A 17,046-nucleotide genomic window follows, 5' to 3' on the forward strand; every position below is an offset into this window, starting at 1 on the left:
CCCGGTGCCGCTACCGGGTGTTCCCTTCTGAAAACGCGATGAATACGTCCCTGTAGCTCCCTCACTTCGTCCCTGAAGTGAGGGTTTCAGAAGGGAACACCCGGCATCGGCCCCTCAGTGGTAAATTTGTACACCAAGCTCTCGTAGGGCGAATAAGGCCAACGGCCGCATCCGCCATCCATAGAGGCAGTTCGGTGCCACAAAACGTGAAGACACCTCGGAGGGCACGGTATCGGGGACCCTGTTCTCAAGCCCTCACTTCAGGGAAGAAGTGAGGGAGCTCCAGGGATGGATTCATGTGTTTTGAGAACAGGGTACCCGATGGCGGGCCCGGGCTCCATGGAGAACCCGCTCTGAAGGGTCCAAGCCTGCCACCCTTCAATTTCAATTAAGCCGAGAACGGATGCCGCAGGACGATGGTTTCGACGCGGTCGGGACCGGTGGAGATGATGTCGACCGGGGTTTTCAGCAACTCTTCCAGACGGCGGATGTAAGCGCGGGCATTCTCCGGCAGCTCGTCCAGGGACTTGGCGCCGACAGTGGACTCCTTCCAACCCGGCAAGGTCTCATACACCGGCCTGACCGCCTCCCAGCCTTCCGCATCAAACGGCATACCGATCGAATTGCCGTGCTCATCCTGATAGTCCACACAGATCTGAACCTCATCCAGCCCATCCAGCACATCCAACTTCGTCAGACACAAACCGGTGACACTGTTAATTCGGTTCACATGATGCAACGCCACCGCATCGAGCCAGCCGCAGCGGCGCTTGCGGCCGGTGGTCGCGCCAAACTCATGGCCCTTTACGCCCAAGTGCTGACCCACGTCACAGTCCAGCTCCGTCGGGAAGGGGCCGGAGCCCACGCGGGTGGTGTAGGCCTTGGTAATACCCAGCACGTAATCGAGATACATGGGGCCAAAACCCGAACCGGTGGCGGTGCCGCCAGCGGTAGTATTGGAGGAGGTCACAAACGGGTAAGTGCCGTGGTCGATGTCCAGCAAGGAGCCCTGGGCCCCTTCAAACAGGATGCCTTCACCGCGCTCGCGCGCATCGTGAAGCAGTTCGGTCACATCGGCAATCATCGGGCGCAGTTCTTCCGCCCAGGCTTTACAGGTGTCGAGTACCTGCTGGTAATCAACCGCATCGACGCCGTAGTACTGCGCCAGCATAAAGTTGTGATACTCCATCACCTCCTTAAGTTTGATGGCGAAGCGATCCATGTGCAGCAGGTCGCCCAGACGCAGGCCTCGACGGGCCACCTTGTCTTCGTAGGCCGGGCCGATGCCCCGGCCGGTGGTGCCGATCTTGGCATTGCCGCGGGCGGTTTCCCGGGCTTGGTCCAGGGCAATATGGTAGGGGAGAATCAACGGGCAGGCTGGAGACAGGCGCAAGCGCTCGCGCACGGGCACATCCTTGGCTTCCAGTTCGGCGATCTCCTTGAACAGCGCCTCGGGAGAGAGCACAACACCGTTCCCGATCAAGCAGGTGACCCCAGCGCGCAATACGCCGGAGGGAATCAGATGCAAGACCGTTTTTTTACCGTCGATCACCAGGGTATGGCCGGCATTGTGCCCGCCCTGGAAACGGGCCACCAGCGACACCTGATCGGTCAGCAGGTCGACGATTTTACCCTTGCCTTCGTCACCCCACTGGGTGCCCAAGATTACGACGTTCTTACCCATGTTGTGCAACTCGTTTTGTAGCTTGATGAAATGTGCTCCCCGGCCATCAGGCCAGGGAAATAACCTGATAACGTCCGCCTTTCAGAACCAACTGACGATCACAGCCCGGGGGCGGTTCGGATTGCGCCCCGCAGACCACTCGCTCGCCCTGGGCTCGCAGGGCCTGGATGGCGTCCCACTGAGCCGCCGCGTCCGTTTCAACCGCCCAGATGGCGGTGGGCGGCACGGCCTTGATCAGGCCAAGCTTGTTCAGCGCGGTAATGTCCACGGCAAAGCCGGTCGCCGGACGGGAGCGGCCGAATACTTCGCCAATGTGATCGTAACGGCCACCACTGGCGATGGGGTTCCCGTAACCCGGCGCAAAGGCGGCAAATACCAGACCAGTGAGGTAGTGGTAGCCGCGCAGCTCGCCCAAATCAAAGTAGAGTTCGGCGTGCGGGTATCGGGTCTCAATGACCTCAGCGACCTGTTCCAGTTGATCAATCGCCTCGCGCGCAGCGGCCGGACACTGAGCGAAACACTCCCGGGCCCGGGTAAGCACCGACCGATCCCCGGCCAAGGAGGGCAGCTCGAGGAAAACGGGTGCCAAGGGAGAGCCTTTCAGGTTCACCTCAACCCAGGCACGGATTTCCGTCACCGCCTTGCGCTGGAGCAAGTCGAAGAAACTGTCTTCCTGCTCCTGGCTCAGTTCCGCCGCTTCGGCCAGGGCTCGATAGATGCCCACATGGCCCAAGTCAATGTGCTGTTGGGACAACCCGGCCAATTTGAGCGATTCGAGCAACAGCGACACCACTTCCACATCCGCCCGGTTGCCCGGCTCACCGAAGAACTCCACGCCCGCCTGGATCGGGGTGCGGGTGGCGAGGGGGTTTTTGGGGCGGGCGTGCACCACGTGGCCGGCATAGCAGAGGCGGTTGGCCCCTTGCCGGTTTAGGCTGTGGGCGTCCATTCGCGCGGTTTGGGGCGTAATATCGGCTCGGATGCCCAGGGTACGGCCGGTGAGCTGGTCGGTGACCTTAAAGGTCAGCAGATCCACGTCCCGGCCCAGGCCGATGAGCAGCGAATCGGTAAACTCCAGCAACGGCGGGATGACCAGGTCGTAGCCCCAGGTCTGGTATAGATCCACGAGGCGACGACGCAGTTGTTCTATGGCTTCCGCCTCGGCGGGCAGAATTTCTTCAACACCGTCGGGCAGGAGCCAGCGGTCAGCATAGGTCATAACAGACTCGAACAGTTGTTGGATTCAGCGCATCGGGCCGGTCAGCGCAGAGCGAGCAACAGGCCCGCGCCAATCAGCATACTCACCAGCCCCATTATTCGAAGCCGGCGGTCGTCCACCAGCGCCAGACTCGCCACCAGTTGGCGCCAGCGCTGAGGGTATAAAAACGGAATAATGCCTTCGATGACCAGCATCAGGCAGAAGGCGCGCGCGAGATCGTCCCACATGGCGGCCCCTCGTTGACCGAACCGGACACAAAAAACCGGGCGCACAACGCGCCCGGCGGCGGGATTTTAGCACTTTTTGCGGGCAAATGGTGCCCGCCACTGTGCTATTTTTGACCCTCGGCGTTCTTGAGGTACTCGAAGAAGTCGCTGCTGGGGTCCACTACCATCAGATCGCTGCCGGAGTTGAACGACTTCTTGTAGGCTTCCAGACTACGGACGAAGGCGAAAAACTCCGGGTTCTGGTTGAAGGCGTCAGCGAAAATGGCGGCCGCCCGGGCATCACCGTCACCGCGCAACAGCTCCGCGTCCCGATAGGCGTTGGCCAAAAGAACCGTTCTCTGACGATCGGCGTCTGCCCGGATCACTTCGGCCTGCTCGCGCCCGGTCGCCCGGTACTCCCGCGCTTCTTTCTCCCGGTCCGCAGCCATACGGTCAAAGACAGACTCACTGACGTCCTCCGGCAGATCGATTCGCTTGACCCGAATGTCGATCACCTCAACACCCAGCACTTCCATGGCTGTCTTGGTCATGTCACGGGTCAGATCCTCCATCAGCTTATCCCGCTCGCCGGAGACCACCTCATGCAGCGTACGACGCCCCACTTCGTTGCGAAGACCGTCCGCAATACGGGAGGCGAGGCGGTTATCGGCCACCACTTCCTGGCCACCGGTGGCCTTGTAGTACATTTCCACATCCTTGATGCGCCACTTGGCATATGAATCTACAATCAGCCGCTTATTCTCAACGGTGTAGTAGCTTTCCGGGCTGGCATCGGAGGTCAGAATGCGTCCGTCAAATACCCGCACCTTGTCGGCAAACGGAATCTTGATGTGCACGCCCGGCTCGACATCCGGGTTAACGAGGGCCCCGAAACGCAGCACCACAGCGCGCTCGTATTCATTCACGATGTAAAACGTGTTGGCGCCCACCAGGACGACCACACCCAACAGAATAAGGGCGAGTAAACCTTTATTGGACATTAGCGAAGATCCCCCCGGCCGGTGTTGCGACTGGTAGTGACGGAGCGGCGATTCAGTTCACGCCCCACCTGCTCGGTCACTTCTCTGAGCATTTCGGGGGTCATGCCGCTGCCGGCATTCCCCGTTTGGCCGCCGGTGTTGTCTCCCGACGTGTTGCGCTGCAGTCTGTCCAGCGGCAAGTACATCATGTTGTTGCCGCCTTCGACATCGACCATGACTTTACTGGCTTTGCTGAGCACCTGCTCTACCGCATCGATATACAGACGGCGACGGGTCACTTCGGGCGATTTTTCGAATTCCGCCATCAGCAGCTCGAAACGCTTCGATTCACCTTCGGCCTCGGCCACGACGCGCGACCGGTAAGCTTCGGCTTCTTCGATTCGCCGCTGAGCCTGGCCGCGAGCTTCGGGAATCACCGAGTTGGCATAGGCCTGAGCTTCATTTTTCAGGCGCTCTTCGTCCTCTTTGGCTTTGATCACGTCATCAAAGGCGCCGCGAACTTCTTCCGGTGGCCGAGCCTCCTGAATATTGACCTCTCTGACGGCAATACCGGTCCCATAGCTGTCCAGGTAGTTCTGCAGCCGCTCCTGAACCTCTCTGGCAATCTCCTGGCGGCCGCCGGAGAGCACCTGATCGATTTCACTGGAACCAACCACGTGGCGCAATGCACTGTCGGCCGCCTGACGAAGGCTGTTTTCCGGTGCTTTCACATTGAGCACATAGGCTTTCACATCATTCACGTTGTACTGCACCGTAATGGGCAGCTCAACGATGCTTTCATCCTGAGTGAGCATCAGCCCTTGGGTAGGGTATTGGCGCTCCTGGGTGACGTTTTCGACAAACACCGTGGTGATCAGGGGGGCGTTCCAGTGCAGGCCCTGGTCCTTGATCTCCTGGAAGGCACCAAAGCGCAAGACCACGGCCCGCTCCCGGGCGTCGACCATGTAAAAACCCAACACAAAATAAATAGCCGCGGCGACCAGCAGCACAATGCCGATCAGGGGCAAGGCGCTACCGAGCCCGCCGCCTTGATTGTCACCACCGCCGCCGGAGCCGCCGAAGAGGCCGTTCAGGCGATCCCGGAACTTCTTCCAGGCCTCGTCCAAGTCGGGCGGGCCACCATTGCCGCCGCCCCAGGGGTCTTTGCCCCCGCCTCCCGGTTCATTCCAGGCCATATTCTGTCTCCGTCAATATAAGTGAAAATCCGGGCCGAGTGCCCGGCATCAGAAATCGGCGCGGCCGCCTTCGGCCGCCAATCGCGGGATTCTATCAAAAGCCATGCCCGCTCTAACAGGCAATTCGACCCGAACCGTCTTTATCGACCCAATCGAGCTGCTCAGAGGTTAGGTCTTCGGCACTGAGAATTCTCATGAGATCGCTTTTGGGCAGGCGCACCTGAAGCTCGCTGGCACCGTCATCGCAGTGGGCCTCTTCCGCCACGGCCTGCTGCTGGTACAGCCGGGCGCGCAAACGCCCCTGTTCGGGCTTCAGGCGCAGAACCCCGGAGACCATCTCCCGCCCAAGAGCGTCCGAGATGGCTTCCACCAACAGGTCGACACCCTCCCCGGTCTGAGCGGAGAGCCACACGGCCACGGGCTTGCCGTGGTCGTCCCGGTCGATACGTGGCTCCATGCCGAGAAGATCAATTTTGTTGAACACCCGAAGCTCGGGCAGCTCGGCGGCGCCGATTTCTCCCAGCACCTCTTCCACCTGGTCTATATTGTGAATCCGTTCTTCGGCGGCGGCATCAATAACGTGCAGCAAGAGGCTCGAGTTGCTGGCCTCTTCCAATGTCGCTCGAAAGGCCTGGACCAGTTTGTGGGGCAGGTGGCTGATAAAGCCCACGGTATCGGCAAGAATCAAGGCTCCCACATCCGGCACTTCCAGCCGGCGCATGGTCGGGTCCAGGGTGGCGAAGAGCTGGTTTTCCACATAGACGTCGGCATCGGTAATCCGGTTGAAAAGGGTGGACTTACCGGCGTTGGTGTACCCCACCAGGGATACCGTGGGAATATCCGCCCGCTGGCGGGACCTGCGCCCTTGATCGCGCTGGGTTCGGACCTTGGCCAGGCGTTTCTCAATGGCGGTGATCCGCCCTCTGAGCAGGCGGCGGTCCGTTTCCAGCTGGGTTTCGCCCGGGCCGCGCAGGCCAATACCGCCTTTTTGGCGCTCAAGGTGGGTCCAGCCCCGCACCAGGCGGGTGGACATATGCCGAAGCTGGGCCAGCTCGACCTGGAGTTTGCCTTCGAAAGTGCGGGCCCGCTGGGCGAAAATGTCCAGAATCAGGCCTGTGCGGTCCAGCACCCGGCATTCAAGCGCCCGCTCAAGGTTGCGCTCCTGACTCGGAGAGAGGGTGTGGTTGAAGATGACCAGTTGCGCCTGATGTTCCTTAACCACGGCCTGCAGCTCTTCAAGCTTACCGGTACCGACAAAGTACTTGGCGTGGGGCGCCGCGCGCTGACCACCCACAAGTGCAATGGGGTCGCCGCCTGCGGACAGGACTAGCTCTTCAAATTCTCGGGGGTCTTCCGGCGCCTGGCCGTGGGAGAGTTCCAGGTGAACCAGCACCGCTAGCTCACCGGAATCGGGACGATCAAAAAACAAGTAGTTACCTCAGCGGCAAAATTACTCGGCCGGCGTTTCCTCGCCTTCACCTTCCGCTGGGTTCAGCAGAGGCACACGAACAGCGCGGGACGGCACGACGGTGGAAATAGCGTGCTTGTACACCATCTGGCTGACGGTGTTCTTTAGCAAGACCACAAACTGGTCAAACGATTCAACCTGACCCTGCAGCTTAATGCCGTTGACCAAATAAATGGACACGGGCACACGCTCTTTACGCAGGACGTTCAGGTAAGGGTCTTGTAAACTATGCCCTTTTGACATGGTTATTCTCCTTATCGAGATAGAAATTTATTCGCCTAAGTCTCTCCCGCGTTCCGGAAAAGGGGGCGGCCACAAGAACATGAAAAACTGACTAGGATTCTCACACCGCTATTATATGGTCTCAGCACCTATATAATTCAAGGTATTCTTTACAATTTCTTGCAAGTTCGTGTCTTCCCCTGCTTCGCGCTGCGTGTAAATCCACCTAAGCGAGGGCCAGCCTCTGAGCCAGGTCACTTGCCGTTTTGCCAGCTGTCGAGTCGCGATAATCCCTTTTTCCTTCAGCTCATCCACACTCATGGCGGGGCCTTTACCGTCCAGCCCGTCCAGATAAGCCCAGACTTGCCGATAGCCCACTGCCCGTATCGCGGGTAGCGTCGGGTTAAGATCACCGCGCGCTCGGAGCCTTTTGACCTCGTCAATCAGCCCCTGTTCCAGCATTTGGTCAAACCTTAGGGCTATACGCTGGTGGAGGATGCGCCGATCACGGGGGGCAATGGCGATTTGGCTTAGGTCGAACCGCTCGGCAAAGGCCGGCCCCGCTTCGGCCTGTTGAATACGACGCAGCTCGGACATGGTTTTGCCGCTGGCCCGGTACACTTCCAGGGCGCGGGAAAGTCGCTGGGAGTGGTTGGGGTGGATGTCGGCGGCGGCCTCGGGGTCCACGTCCGCCAACTGGGCATGAATATAGGGCCAGCCGTGCTCAGCGGCCTGGGCTTCGATTTCGGCGCGAATGGCCGGGTCGGCTTCGGGCATGGGGGCCAGACCGTCGAGCAGGGCTTTGTAGTAGAGCATGGTGCCGCCTACGAGCAGGGGGATTCGCCCGGCGGCGTGGATGTCGGCGATTTCGCGCTCGGCGTCGGCCCGGAAGTCGGCGGCTGAGTAGGGGGCGGCGGGGTCGCGGATATCGATGAGCCGGTGTGGGGCCTGGGCCAGTTCGTCGGGGCCGGGTTTGGCGGTACCGATGTCCATGCCTTTGTACACGAGGGTGGAGTCGACGCTGATAAGCTCAACCGGGAGGTGTTTGCGCAGCTCGATCGCCAGGGCGGTTTTGCCGGAGGCGGTGGGGCCCATCAGGAATATTACTTTCTTTTGGCTGGTCATCGGAGTTCGTCGTTATGGTTTAGTGGCCTTGTAGAAAGTCCGGGCCGGGGAGGGAGCACCCCCTCGGGACCCGCCGTGAATACATCCCTGTAGGCTTCTCATCGGCATCCATGCCTCAGAGAGTCCCGAGGGGGTGCTCCCTCCCCGGCCCTCAGTGGCAAATTTGACCGTCCGTAGGCTGGATAAGCGCCAAGCGCATCCGGCACAAAGGTCCGGCAGCCACACGGAGGGCGGTCAGTGTAATACCCCCGAACACCTCCCAAGTTCACGGCCTTGTGTCGGTAGGTGGCGCTTCGCTTACCTACCCTACGCCACCTCAATACCTCAGAGCGGATCGCCTCAAAGGGTTAAATATGGCACTGAGGTCGGGGCTGGGATATGGCCTTCCGGGACCGTGGAGCGGGGGACCCGCGATTCGAGCCCCCAGGGGCCGCTCCATGGCATCCATGCCATCGCGGCATTAGTGAATCCCTTCACGTCATGGGTTTACGGCGTGTCCCGGAAGGCCATACCCCAACCCCGACCGGACCCAAAACACACACTCTTACTGCCCGCGCATAAACAGTTTGTCGAGCTCATCCAACGACTGCAGAGTCCAAGTCGGGCGGCCGTGGTTGCATTGGCCGCTGCGTTCGGTCGCCTCCATGTCGCGCAGTAATGCATTCATCTCCGGAATCGTCAGGCGGCGGTTGGCGCGGACAGACCCGTGGCAGGCCATGGTCGAGAGCAACTCATTTATCCGCTGCTGAATCCGCTCACTGCTGCCGTACTCAATCAAATCCGACAACACATCCCGCACCAACTGCGCCACCGGGGCGCGGTTTAGCAGCGCTGGCACCTGGCGCACCAACAGACTTTCCGGGCCCGCCCGTTGCACCTCAAAGCCCAACTGCGTGAACGTCTCCGCATTTTGCTCCGCGCAATCCGCCTCTTTCTGACTGACCGCAATACTCTCCGGCACCAACAGCGGCTGAGTCTGAATACCGCCCTCGGCGTAAGCCGTCTTCATCCGCTCATAGGTAATACGCTCATGGGCCGCGTGCATATCCACAATAATCAGGCCCTGAGCATTCTCTGCCAGGATATAAATTCCCTTTAACTGCGCCACCGCAAAACCCAACGGCGGCACCTCCCCGTCCTCGGACTCCGGCATTGGCTGGGGCTGAGGCGGGGCGCCGGCCGGGCCGCCGTAGGGCTGATGCAGGCTGCCGTAATGGCGCATCTGCTCGGCGACGTTTCCCGGGGCGCCCGAGCCCGGTGGGCGGTAGCCCCCAAAGCCCGACGGGCCGCCGCCCCCGGAAGACAGCCCCATGGGGGCCTGCTGAAACTCCCCGGCCGCCGCGCCGCTGAGGGCGGGCTCGGCGGTGCGCTCCTCCGGCTCAAACTGATCCCCGGGGCGGACCTTGGCCAGAGCGTGGTGCAGGCTGCTGAAAATAAAGTCGTGCACTCGCCGGTTGTCTCGGAAGCGGACCTCGTGTTTGGTGGGGTGCACATTCACATCCACCGTGGCGGGGTCTACCTCCAGGTAGAGCACAAAGGCCGGATGGCGGCCGTGGTAGAGCACGTCCTGATAAGCCTGGCGCACGGCGTGGCCCACCAACTTGTCCCGAATGGCCCGGCCGTTGACGTAAAAGTGCTGAAGGTCGGCCTGGCTACGGTTGAAGCTCGGCTGGGCCACCCACCCCCAAAGCCTCAGGCCGGAGCGCTCCATATCAATGTGCAGCGCCTGCTCCATAAACGCTGGGCCGCACACTTGGGCCACGCGGCGCTCACACTCAAGTTGGGTCTGCGCCGCCCGCCAGCTGTAGACCGCGCGGCCGTTGTTGCGCAGGGTGAAGCCCACATCAAAACGGGACAGGGCCTGGCGCTTGATGACATCGTCCAGGTGGTTGTACTCGGTTTTCTCCGTGCGCAGAAACTTGCGGCGCGCGGGGGTGTTAAAGAACAGATCCCGCACTTCCACGGTGGTGCCTTTGGGATGGGCCGCCGGCGCGAGTTCGGCCTGCATGTCCCGCCCCTCGGCGGACACCTGCCAGGCCGCGCCTTCATCGTTGGTGTTACTGGTCAGCGCCAGGCGAGCCACGGAGCTGATACTGGCCAGCGCCTCGCCCCGAAACCCCAGGGTGGACACCGCCTCCAGGTCATCCAGTTCGCGTATTTTGCTGGTGGCGTGCCGACTGAGGGAGAGAGGCAAGTCGTCCTTGGCGATTCCGCCGCCATTGTCGCGCACCCGCATCAGCTTGATGCCGCCGTCTTCCACATCGATTTCGACTCGGCTCGCCCCGGCATCCAAGCTGTTTTCCAACAGCTCTTTGATCACCGAGGAGGGCCGCTCGACCACCTCACCGGCAGCAATCTGGTTGGCCAGTCGGGGGTTGAGTAATTGAATTTTAGTCATGCATTTCCAATAGCGTTGTGCCCCCGTGCCCCTTCAAGGGCAAAGAGGCTGAGTGTTACAGAATTAGCCGCATGGACCACTAAACTAGCTCGAAGGAATTTTTAGCACCTGGCCGACTTGGATGACGTGGCCATCCAGGTCGTTCTCGCGCTGTATGGCGTCCACACTCACATTGTGGCGCCGAGCGATGGCGCTCAAAGTATCGCCCCGACCGATGGTGTACTCATCAGAGCCGCCGCGACTCTGATGCCGAGCCAGGTAGGTGCCCGCCGGAGGTTGGCGCTCGAAATAGTCGCGAATACCCTTTCCAATACTGGAAGCCATTTGCTCCCGGTACTGGGCGGTGGCGAGCTTGCGGGCCTCGGAAGGGTTGGAGATAAACCCGGTCTCCACCAGAATCGAGGGTACATCCGGTGACTTCAATACCGCAAACCCGGCCTGCTCCACCTGGGGTTTGTGCAGCCGGGAGATGCCGCCCATGGATGAGAGCACGTCTTTGCCCACGGTGAGGCTGGAGTTGAGCGTCGCGGTCATGGACAAATCCACCAGGACACCGGCCAGCACCTCGTCTTTATCCTCCAAGCTGACGCTGCCGACACCGCCGATCAAGTCCGCTTCGTTTTCCCGCTCGGCCAAAAAGCGGGCGGTTTCACTGGTGGCGCCGCTGCGGGACAGAGCGAAGACCGAACTGCCGTTGGCCGAAGGATGGGTAAAGGCATCGGCGTGGACGGAGACAAACAGGTCGGCCTGCATTTTGCGCGCGATATTGCGCCGCTCGCGCAGGGCCACGTAATAGTCCCCGGTGCGCACTAGCTTGGCTTCGTAGCCGGGCACGGCATTTAGTTGCTTAACGAGGCGTTTGCTGATGTCGAACACCACGTTCTTTTCATAGAGCTTGCCGGGGCCGATTGCTCCCGGATCTTCCCCGCCATGGCCCGCGTCCACGGCAATAATGACATCGCGCTCCCCGGCGGGGCTTTCGGGGGTCTTATCCGCCAAGGCTTCGGCTCGGCTTTTCCCCCGATCGTGTAAATCGATGACCAGCCGATCATTGACGCCGGCGTGACGCTTTAGCAGGAAGCTTTTCGGGCGGACGGAGGTTTTCAGGTCAAACACCACCCGAAGGGTGCCGTCCTGACGGTGAGCGCTACGCACGCGGCGGATGGGGGTATCCTCCAGGGCGAGATCGTCCAGGCTGTCTTTCAGGCGCGTGTCCGCCACGTCCACGACCACCCGGGTCGGAGAGGAAAGCGTAAACAGCTTGTGCTCGACCGGGGCGCTCAGATCAAACACCAGACGGGTGTGATCCGGGGCTCGCCACAGCCGGACGCTGTCGACGTCGGCGGCCTGTACCAGGGTCGCCCCCAGCAGCCACAGCAACGCCAGCCCCTTTAGAAGCCAGTTGTGTCGGGACCTGAAACTCAAAGCCTTCCTCACTACAATCCGGTTAGTGTTACTGCCAGTGGCCGTCTGCTGACGGCGCCAAGAACCGCGTCTCCAAAGAGTCTGGAAGCGCCAAGAGGTTCAACTGACGAGCCCCTTTTGAAGTACCCGCCGTCAATATGGCCCTTCGCCCACTGGCCTCCGCGGTCAATCTCAGTCGCAAATCGGGAGCCGGCAATACCCCCTGCCCTCGCTCAGGCCACTCAATGATGCAGACGTCACTAGGCCTAAAATAATCCCGAATGCCCATATATTCCAGCTCTTCCGGGTCTCCCAGGCGATAAAGATCAAAATGATTCACAGTGAGCCGCCCCAGCTCATAGGGCTCAACCAGCGTATACGTGGGGCTCTTAACGGCGCCTGAATGCCCGGCACCGCGCAAAAGACCGCGACAAAAAGTGGTTTTGCCCGCGCCCAGATCCCCCTCCAGGAACAACACCAACCCCTCACCGGCGCCGGACAGCGAACGACCCAGGCTCTCGCCCAGAGCCAGGGTATCCGCCTCGTTCGACAAGAAGGCAGAGAGCCCGGACTCAGCGATCATCCCCACCCTCCAATGACAACAGTTGAGAGAAAGCCGGAATTAGGTCAGCGGCCAACAGGCTGCGCTCGCCCCAGTCGCCCACCGCCAGGTCGGCGGCCTCGGCGTGCAGGCAGGCTCCCAGCTCCGCCGCGACGCCCACGCTCAGCCCTTGGGCCACCAAGCCCCCCAGCAAGCCGGACAGGACATCGCCCATACCGCCGGAGGCCATGCCGGGATTCCCTGCGGCCACCAGGCCCGTGCGGTTCGGCTCGGAGCACACCAGGGACCCGGCGCCCTTGAGGATAGCGGCGCCGCCGTAGCGTTGCTGAAGCTGGTGTACCGCCGCGAACCGATCGCGCTGCACTTCGGCGGTTTGGGTTTGCAGCAACCGCGCCGCCTCGCCCGGGTGAGGTGTCAGTATCCAATTATCCCGCGCTTTCCCAGCGGGTTTTTGCGCCGCCAGCAAATTCAGGGCATCGGCGTCGACCACCAGCGGCAAGCCGGACTGCAACGCCTGCTGCAACATTTGCTCGGACCAGGGGGACTGCCCCAACCCCGGCCCCACCACCAGGACCGTGGGGCGCTCCAGCCAGGGCTCAAGCTCCTGGCCGGAGGTCACGCCACAGACCATGATTTCCGGGCGGCGTGTCAGCATGGGCGCCACGTGCTCGGGGCGGGTGGCCAGACTGACCAGCCCCGCGCCGGCGCGGGCCGCCGCTTCGGCCGCCATAATGGCCGCGCCGCCAAAACCGGTATCGCCGCCGATGACCATCACGTGCCCGAAATCCCCTTTGTGGGCATCCGGCGCGCGCCGTCCCAGGGCGGGCAGCACATCGTTCAGAGCCAGCCGCCGACACGCCGCTGGCACCGCTTCGTAGACGGCATCGGGCACGCCCAGGCGGGCAAACACCAAATCCCCGCACAGCGCCGCGCCCCGGGCGGTCAATAGCCCCCGCTTGGCGCCGATAAAGGTCACGGTGACTGTCGCCTTGACGGCGCAACCGAGCTCCGAGCCGGTATCGGCCGCCAGCCCGGAGGGCAAGTCGATCGCAAGCACCGGAAGGCCGGATTGGTTGATCTGCTCAATGGCTTCCGCGTAATGGGGGCGAACCTCTCCGCTGACACCCGTACCCAGCAGGGCATCCACCAGAACACCTTCGGTCGGAGCCTCCCCCAGGGGCGTAAACTCAACGCCTTCCTGCCGGGCAAAGTCCCGGGCTCGAGCCGCCTCGCCCTTGAGCTTCTCTGGGTCGCCTACGGTGACCACCGCCACCGGCACACGCCGCTGGGCGGCGAGGGCCGCCACCACGTAGCCGTCCCCGGCGTTGTTCCCCGCACCGCAGTACACGGTAATTCGCTCAGCGGCGGGAAAGCGGTTAAGGAGTTGTTCAAAGGCGGTGCGGCCGGCCCGCTTCATCAGTTGAATACCGGCAGTGCCGGCCTCAACCGCCCGACGGTCGAGCTCCCGGGTCTGCTCGGCGGTGTACAGCTCGCGGGGAAAGCCCGAAGCATCGGCGCACGTCAGTTTCATAGATTTCTCAACTCCAAAGATAAATAGCGCTATTTCTGGCAAAATTATACGCGAACTCTAGGGACGATCGTAATGACCGTCTAATGCAGTAACAGGCCCTGATGCGGTACGCTTGTCAGGCTTTCCCCGCGAGCTGCACGCCGCCGAACTAAGGTCCTTATGCCATCTGTGGATTATCAACAACTTGCCGCCGATATCAAACGCTGGGGCCGGGAGCTCGGCTTCCAGCAGGTGGGCATTACGGACACCGACTTACGCGAAGAGGAAGCCCACCTGAAGGCCTGGCTGGCCAAAGGCTACCACGGCGCCATGGACTGGTTTGAAGCCCACGGCAACAAGCGCTCCCGGCCGGAGGAACTGGTCCCCGGCACTATTCGGGTCATTTCCGTGCGCCTGGACTACTTGCCGGAAGACACCGAGCAGATCAAGATCCTCAAGGACCCGAACAAGGCCTATATTTCCCGCTACGCCCTGGGGCGCGATTACCACAAGCTGATCCGCAAGCGCCTGGCCAAGCTCGCCAAAACCATCGAAGCGGCCTTGCCTCCGGAGCTGCGGGAAGGCCAGCAACGCCCCTTCGTGGATAGCGCGCCGGTGATGGAGCGCCCGCTCGCCGACAAGGCCGGCCTGGGCTGGACCGGCAAGCATACGCTAATTCTTAACAGCGAAGCGGGCAGTTGGTTTTTTCTGGGGGAACTGTTCACCTACCTGCCCCTACCCGTGGACGAATCCGAGCAGCCCAACCGCTGCGGTGACTGCAGTGCCTGCCTGCAGGTATGCCCCACGGACGCCTTTCCCCGCCCCTATGAACTGGACGCACGGCGCTGTATCTCCTACTTGACCATTGAAAACCCGGGCCCGATTCCGGAGGAGTTTCGCGAGCCCATGGGCAACCGGGTGTTTGGCTGCGATGACTGCCAAGCCATCTGCCCCTGGAACAAATACGCCCACTACAGCGCCGAGGACGATTTTCAGCCCCGCCACGGGCTGGACAGCCGGGACCTGCTGGGCCTGTTCCAGTGGTCCGAAGAGGAGTTCTTGCGTCACACCGAGGGCTCCGCCCTGCGCCGGGCCGGCTATGAACGCTGGCAGCGCAACCTCGCGGTGGGACTGGGAAACGCCCCCTCCAGCCCCGACATTATCGAGGCCCTGGAGAACCGGCGTGCGCAGGTCTCAGAAATGGTGCGCGAACATATCGACTGGGCTCTCGCCCAACAGGCCCAACCGGGGCGTCGCCGCAAGCGCAAAATCCGTCGAAAACGCCCGTTATAACAAGCAGTTAGCTTATAACTATCACCACAATTAAGCTGATTACCCTGTTAATTTGCGTCACAAACGTGAATAATACGCACCCTTTTGAGAACCTTTTCTCCCTTTCCGGCGTATGAACGGGCAGAGATTCACGGTTCCGCACGACGTTCCCAACGATAAAGTGCGCCGCCAAACGCGAGCGCCGACAAAGGACATCACCCACATCAACCCGAGACACAGGTAGCAGAGTCTATGAAAGAGAAATCCGATATCGGCCTGGTGGGCCTCGCCGTGATGGGCGAAAACCTGATTCTGAACATGGCCAGTAAAGGCTACACCGTGACCGCGTACAACCGCTCCACCGAGAAAGTGGAAAAGTTTATTAACGGTCGGGCCCAAGGCCAACCCATTCGCGGCGCTTACTCCGTAGAAGAACTGGTTGAGTCTCTGGCCAAGCCCCGCAAGATCATGTTGATGGTCAAGGCCGGACAGGCGGTGGACGATTTCATTGAGCAGTTGATCCCGCACCTGGACAAGGGCGACATCATTATCGATGGGGGCAACACCCACTACCCGGACACCAACCGGCGCACCGAGTACCTGGAAAGCAAGGGCCTGCTGTTTATCGGCACCGGCGTTTCCGGCGGTGAAGAGGGCGCTTTGACCGGCCCGTCGATCATGCCCGGCGGCTCCCCCAGTGCCTGGGAGCACGTCAAACCCATCTTTCAGGATATTTCCGCGAAAGTCGAGGACGGCAGCCCCTGCTGTGACTGGGTGGGTGAGCAAGGTGCCGGTCACTTCGTGAAAATGGTGCACAATGGCATCGAGTACGGCGACATGCAGTTGATCTGCGAAGCCTATCAGCTGATGAAGGACCTGCTGGGCATGAGCCACGACGAGATGCACGAAGTCTTCGCCGAGTGGAACGAGGGTGAGCTGAACAGCTACCTGGTGGAAATCACCCGCGACATTCTGGCCTACAAAGAAGACGGCGAGCCCTTGGTCGAAAAGATTTTGGACAAAGCCGGCCAGAAGGGCACCGGCAAGTGGACCGGCATTATTGCCCTGGACATGGGCATTCCCCTGACCCTGATCGGTGAAGCCGTATTTGCCCGTTGCCTGTCGGCCCAAAAAGACGAGCGCGTGGAAGCCTCCGAAGTCCTGAGCGGCCCGAAGGTGAAGTTCGAAGGGGACAAAAAAGCCTTTGTGGACGACCTGCGCCAAGCCCTGCTCGCGGCCAAGATGATTTCCTACGCCCAAGGCTATGCCTTGATGCGCGAGGCGGCCCGCGAATTCGGCTGGCACCTGAACTACGGCGGCATCGCTCTGATGTGGCGCGGCGGCTGCATCATCCGCTCGGGCTTCCTGGACAACATCAAGCAGGCGTTCGACAAAAACGGCGAGCTGAAAAACCTGCTGCTGGATGATTACTTCAAAGGCAAGATCGAAGCGGCTCAGGATGGCTGGCGCCGGATTGCGGCCACGGCCATCAGCAGCGGCATTCCGACGCCGACCATTACTTCCGCCCTGAACTACTTCGACGGCTACCGCTGCGCACGCCTGCCAGCGAACCTGCTCCAGGCCCAGCGGGATTACTTCGGTGCCCACACCTACGAGCGTGTAGACAAGCCCCGGGGTGAGCACTTCCACACCAACTGGACCGGCCGCGGCGGGGACACCTCGTCTTCCACGTATAACGTGTAAGGTCGGGCTATTGAGTGGCGGATGCGCCTTCCGGCTTATCCGTATATGGTCTCCTCCCCGTTTGCAAGGTCTCAGTGCTCGATGTCAGGGACAGGT

The 17,046-nt window shown here is 61.3% G+C and carries 14 protein-coding genes; 2 read left to right on the top strand and 12 right to left on the bottom strand.

Features of this window, described 5'->3' with window-relative positions; translation table 11 throughout:
* Positions 1–388 precede the first annotated feature (388 nt).
* The 12 genes from AAE514_RS12140 to AAE514_RS12195 all read right to left on the bottom strand — a co-directional run bounded on the left by AAE514_RS12140 (position 389) and on the right by AAE514_RS12195 (position 13,995).
* Positions 389–1,684 carry an adenylosuccinate synthase gene (locus tag AAE514_RS12140; protein ID WP_347331811.1) on the bottom strand — a complete coding sequence of 432 codons (1,296 nt, stop codon included), beginning with the start codon at positions 1,682–1,684 and terminating at the stop codon, positions 389–391.
* A 46-nt stretch (positions 1,685–1,730) separates the two neighbouring features.
* The gene (locus AAE514_RS12145; protein ID WP_347331812.1) at positions 1,731–2,903 is read right to left on the bottom strand and encodes an ATP phosphoribosyltransferase regulatory subunit; all 1,173 of its coding nucleotides are present in this window, start codon (positions 2,901–2,903) and stop codon (positions 1,731–1,733) included.
* 41 nt (positions 2,904–2,944) lie between these two features.
* The gene (locus AAE514_RS12150) at positions 2,945–3,130 is read right to left on the bottom strand and encodes a DUF2065 domain-containing protein (RefSeq protein WP_347331813.1); all 186 of its coding nucleotides are present in this window, start codon (positions 3,128–3,130) and stop codon (positions 2,945–2,947) included.
* Positions 3,131–3,234: 104 nt separating this feature from the next.
* A complete protein-coding gene (gene hflC / locus AAE514_RS12155; RefSeq protein ID WP_347331814.1) occupies positions 3,235–4,110 on the bottom strand; it encodes a protease modulator HflC in 876 nt (291 codons plus the stop codon).
* Complete coding sequence (gene hflK, locus AAE514_RS12160; protein ID WP_347331815.1) at positions 4,110–5,285, bottom strand: FtsH protease activity modulator HflK; 1,176 nt, start codon at positions 5,283–5,285, stop codon at positions 4,110–4,112. The genes hflC and hflK overlap by 1 nt, the downstream gene beginning before the upstream one ends.
* 112 nt (positions 5,286–5,397) lie before the next feature.
* Positions 5,398–6,714 carry a ribosome rescue GTPase HflX gene (gene hflX / locus AAE514_RS12165; protein ID WP_347331816.1) on the bottom strand — a complete coding sequence of 439 codons (1,317 nt, stop codon included), beginning with the start codon at positions 6,712–6,714 and terminating at the stop codon, positions 5,398–5,400.
* 21 nt (positions 6,715–6,735) lie between these two features.
* Positions 6,736–6,996 (bottom strand): RNA chaperone Hfq, encoded by a 261-nt coding sequence (hfq, locus tag AAE514_RS12170; RefSeq protein ID WP_027329358.1) that lies wholly within the window; start codon positions 6,994–6,996, stop codon positions 6,736–6,738.
* Positions 6,997–7,107: 111 nt separating this feature from the next.
* Complete coding sequence (gene miaA / locus AAE514_RS12175) at positions 7,108–8,100, bottom strand: tRNA (adenosine(37)-N6)-dimethylallyltransferase MiaA (RefSeq protein ID WP_347331817.1); 993 nt, start codon at positions 8,098–8,100, stop codon at positions 7,108–7,110.
* A gap of 544 nt (positions 8,101–8,644) precedes the next feature.
* Positions 8,645–10,498: a DNA mismatch repair endonuclease MutL gene (gene mutL / locus AAE514_RS12180; RefSeq protein WP_347331818.1), complete on the bottom strand. Its 1,854-nt coding sequence runs from the start codon at positions 10,496–10,498 to the stop codon at positions 8,645–8,647.
* Between the two features lie 84 nt (positions 10,499–10,582).
* Positions 10,583–11,923: an N-acetylmuramoyl-L-alanine amidase gene (locus tag AAE514_RS12185; RefSeq protein ID WP_347331819.1), complete on the bottom strand. Its 1,341-nt coding sequence runs from the start codon at positions 11,921–11,923 to the stop codon at positions 10,583–10,585.
* 28 nt (positions 11,924–11,951) lie between these two features.
* Positions 11,952–12,485: a tRNA (adenosine(37)-N6)-threonylcarbamoyltransferase complex ATPase subunit type 1 TsaE gene (gene tsaE, locus AAE514_RS12190; protein ID WP_347331820.1), complete on the bottom strand. Its 534-nt coding sequence runs from the start codon at positions 12,483–12,485 to the stop codon at positions 11,952–11,954.
* A complete protein-coding gene (locus AAE514_RS12195; RefSeq protein WP_347331821.1) occupies positions 12,475–13,995 on the bottom strand; it encodes an NAD(P)H-hydrate dehydratase in 1,521 nt (506 codons plus the stop codon). Before AAE514_RS12195 ends, tsaE begins: the two co-directional genes overlap by 11 nt.
* A 159-nt stretch (positions 13,996–14,154) precedes the next feature.
* On the opposite strand from AAE514_RS12195, the gene queG reads away from it, so the two are divergent.
* A complete protein-coding gene (queG, locus tag AAE514_RS12200) occupies positions 14,155–15,267 on the top strand; it encodes a tRNA epoxyqueuosine(34) reductase QueG (protein ID WP_347331822.1) in 1,113 nt (370 codons plus the stop codon).
* A 231-nt stretch (positions 15,268–15,498) separates the two neighbouring features.
* Positions 15,499–16,950 (top strand): decarboxylating NADP(+)-dependent phosphogluconate dehydrogenase, encoded by a 1,452-nt coding sequence (gene gnd, locus AAE514_RS12205; RefSeq protein ID WP_347331823.1) that lies wholly within the window; start codon positions 15,499–15,501, stop codon positions 16,948–16,950.
* Positions 16,951–17,046 lie beyond the last annotated feature (96 nt).

Origin of the sequence: Marinimicrobium locisalis (assembly GCF_039822625.1) — a bacterium.
In the GTDB taxonomy this organism is placed as follows: Bacteria; Pseudomonadota; Gammaproteobacteria; order Pseudomonadales; family Cellvibrionaceae; genus Marinimicrobium; species Marinimicrobium locisalis.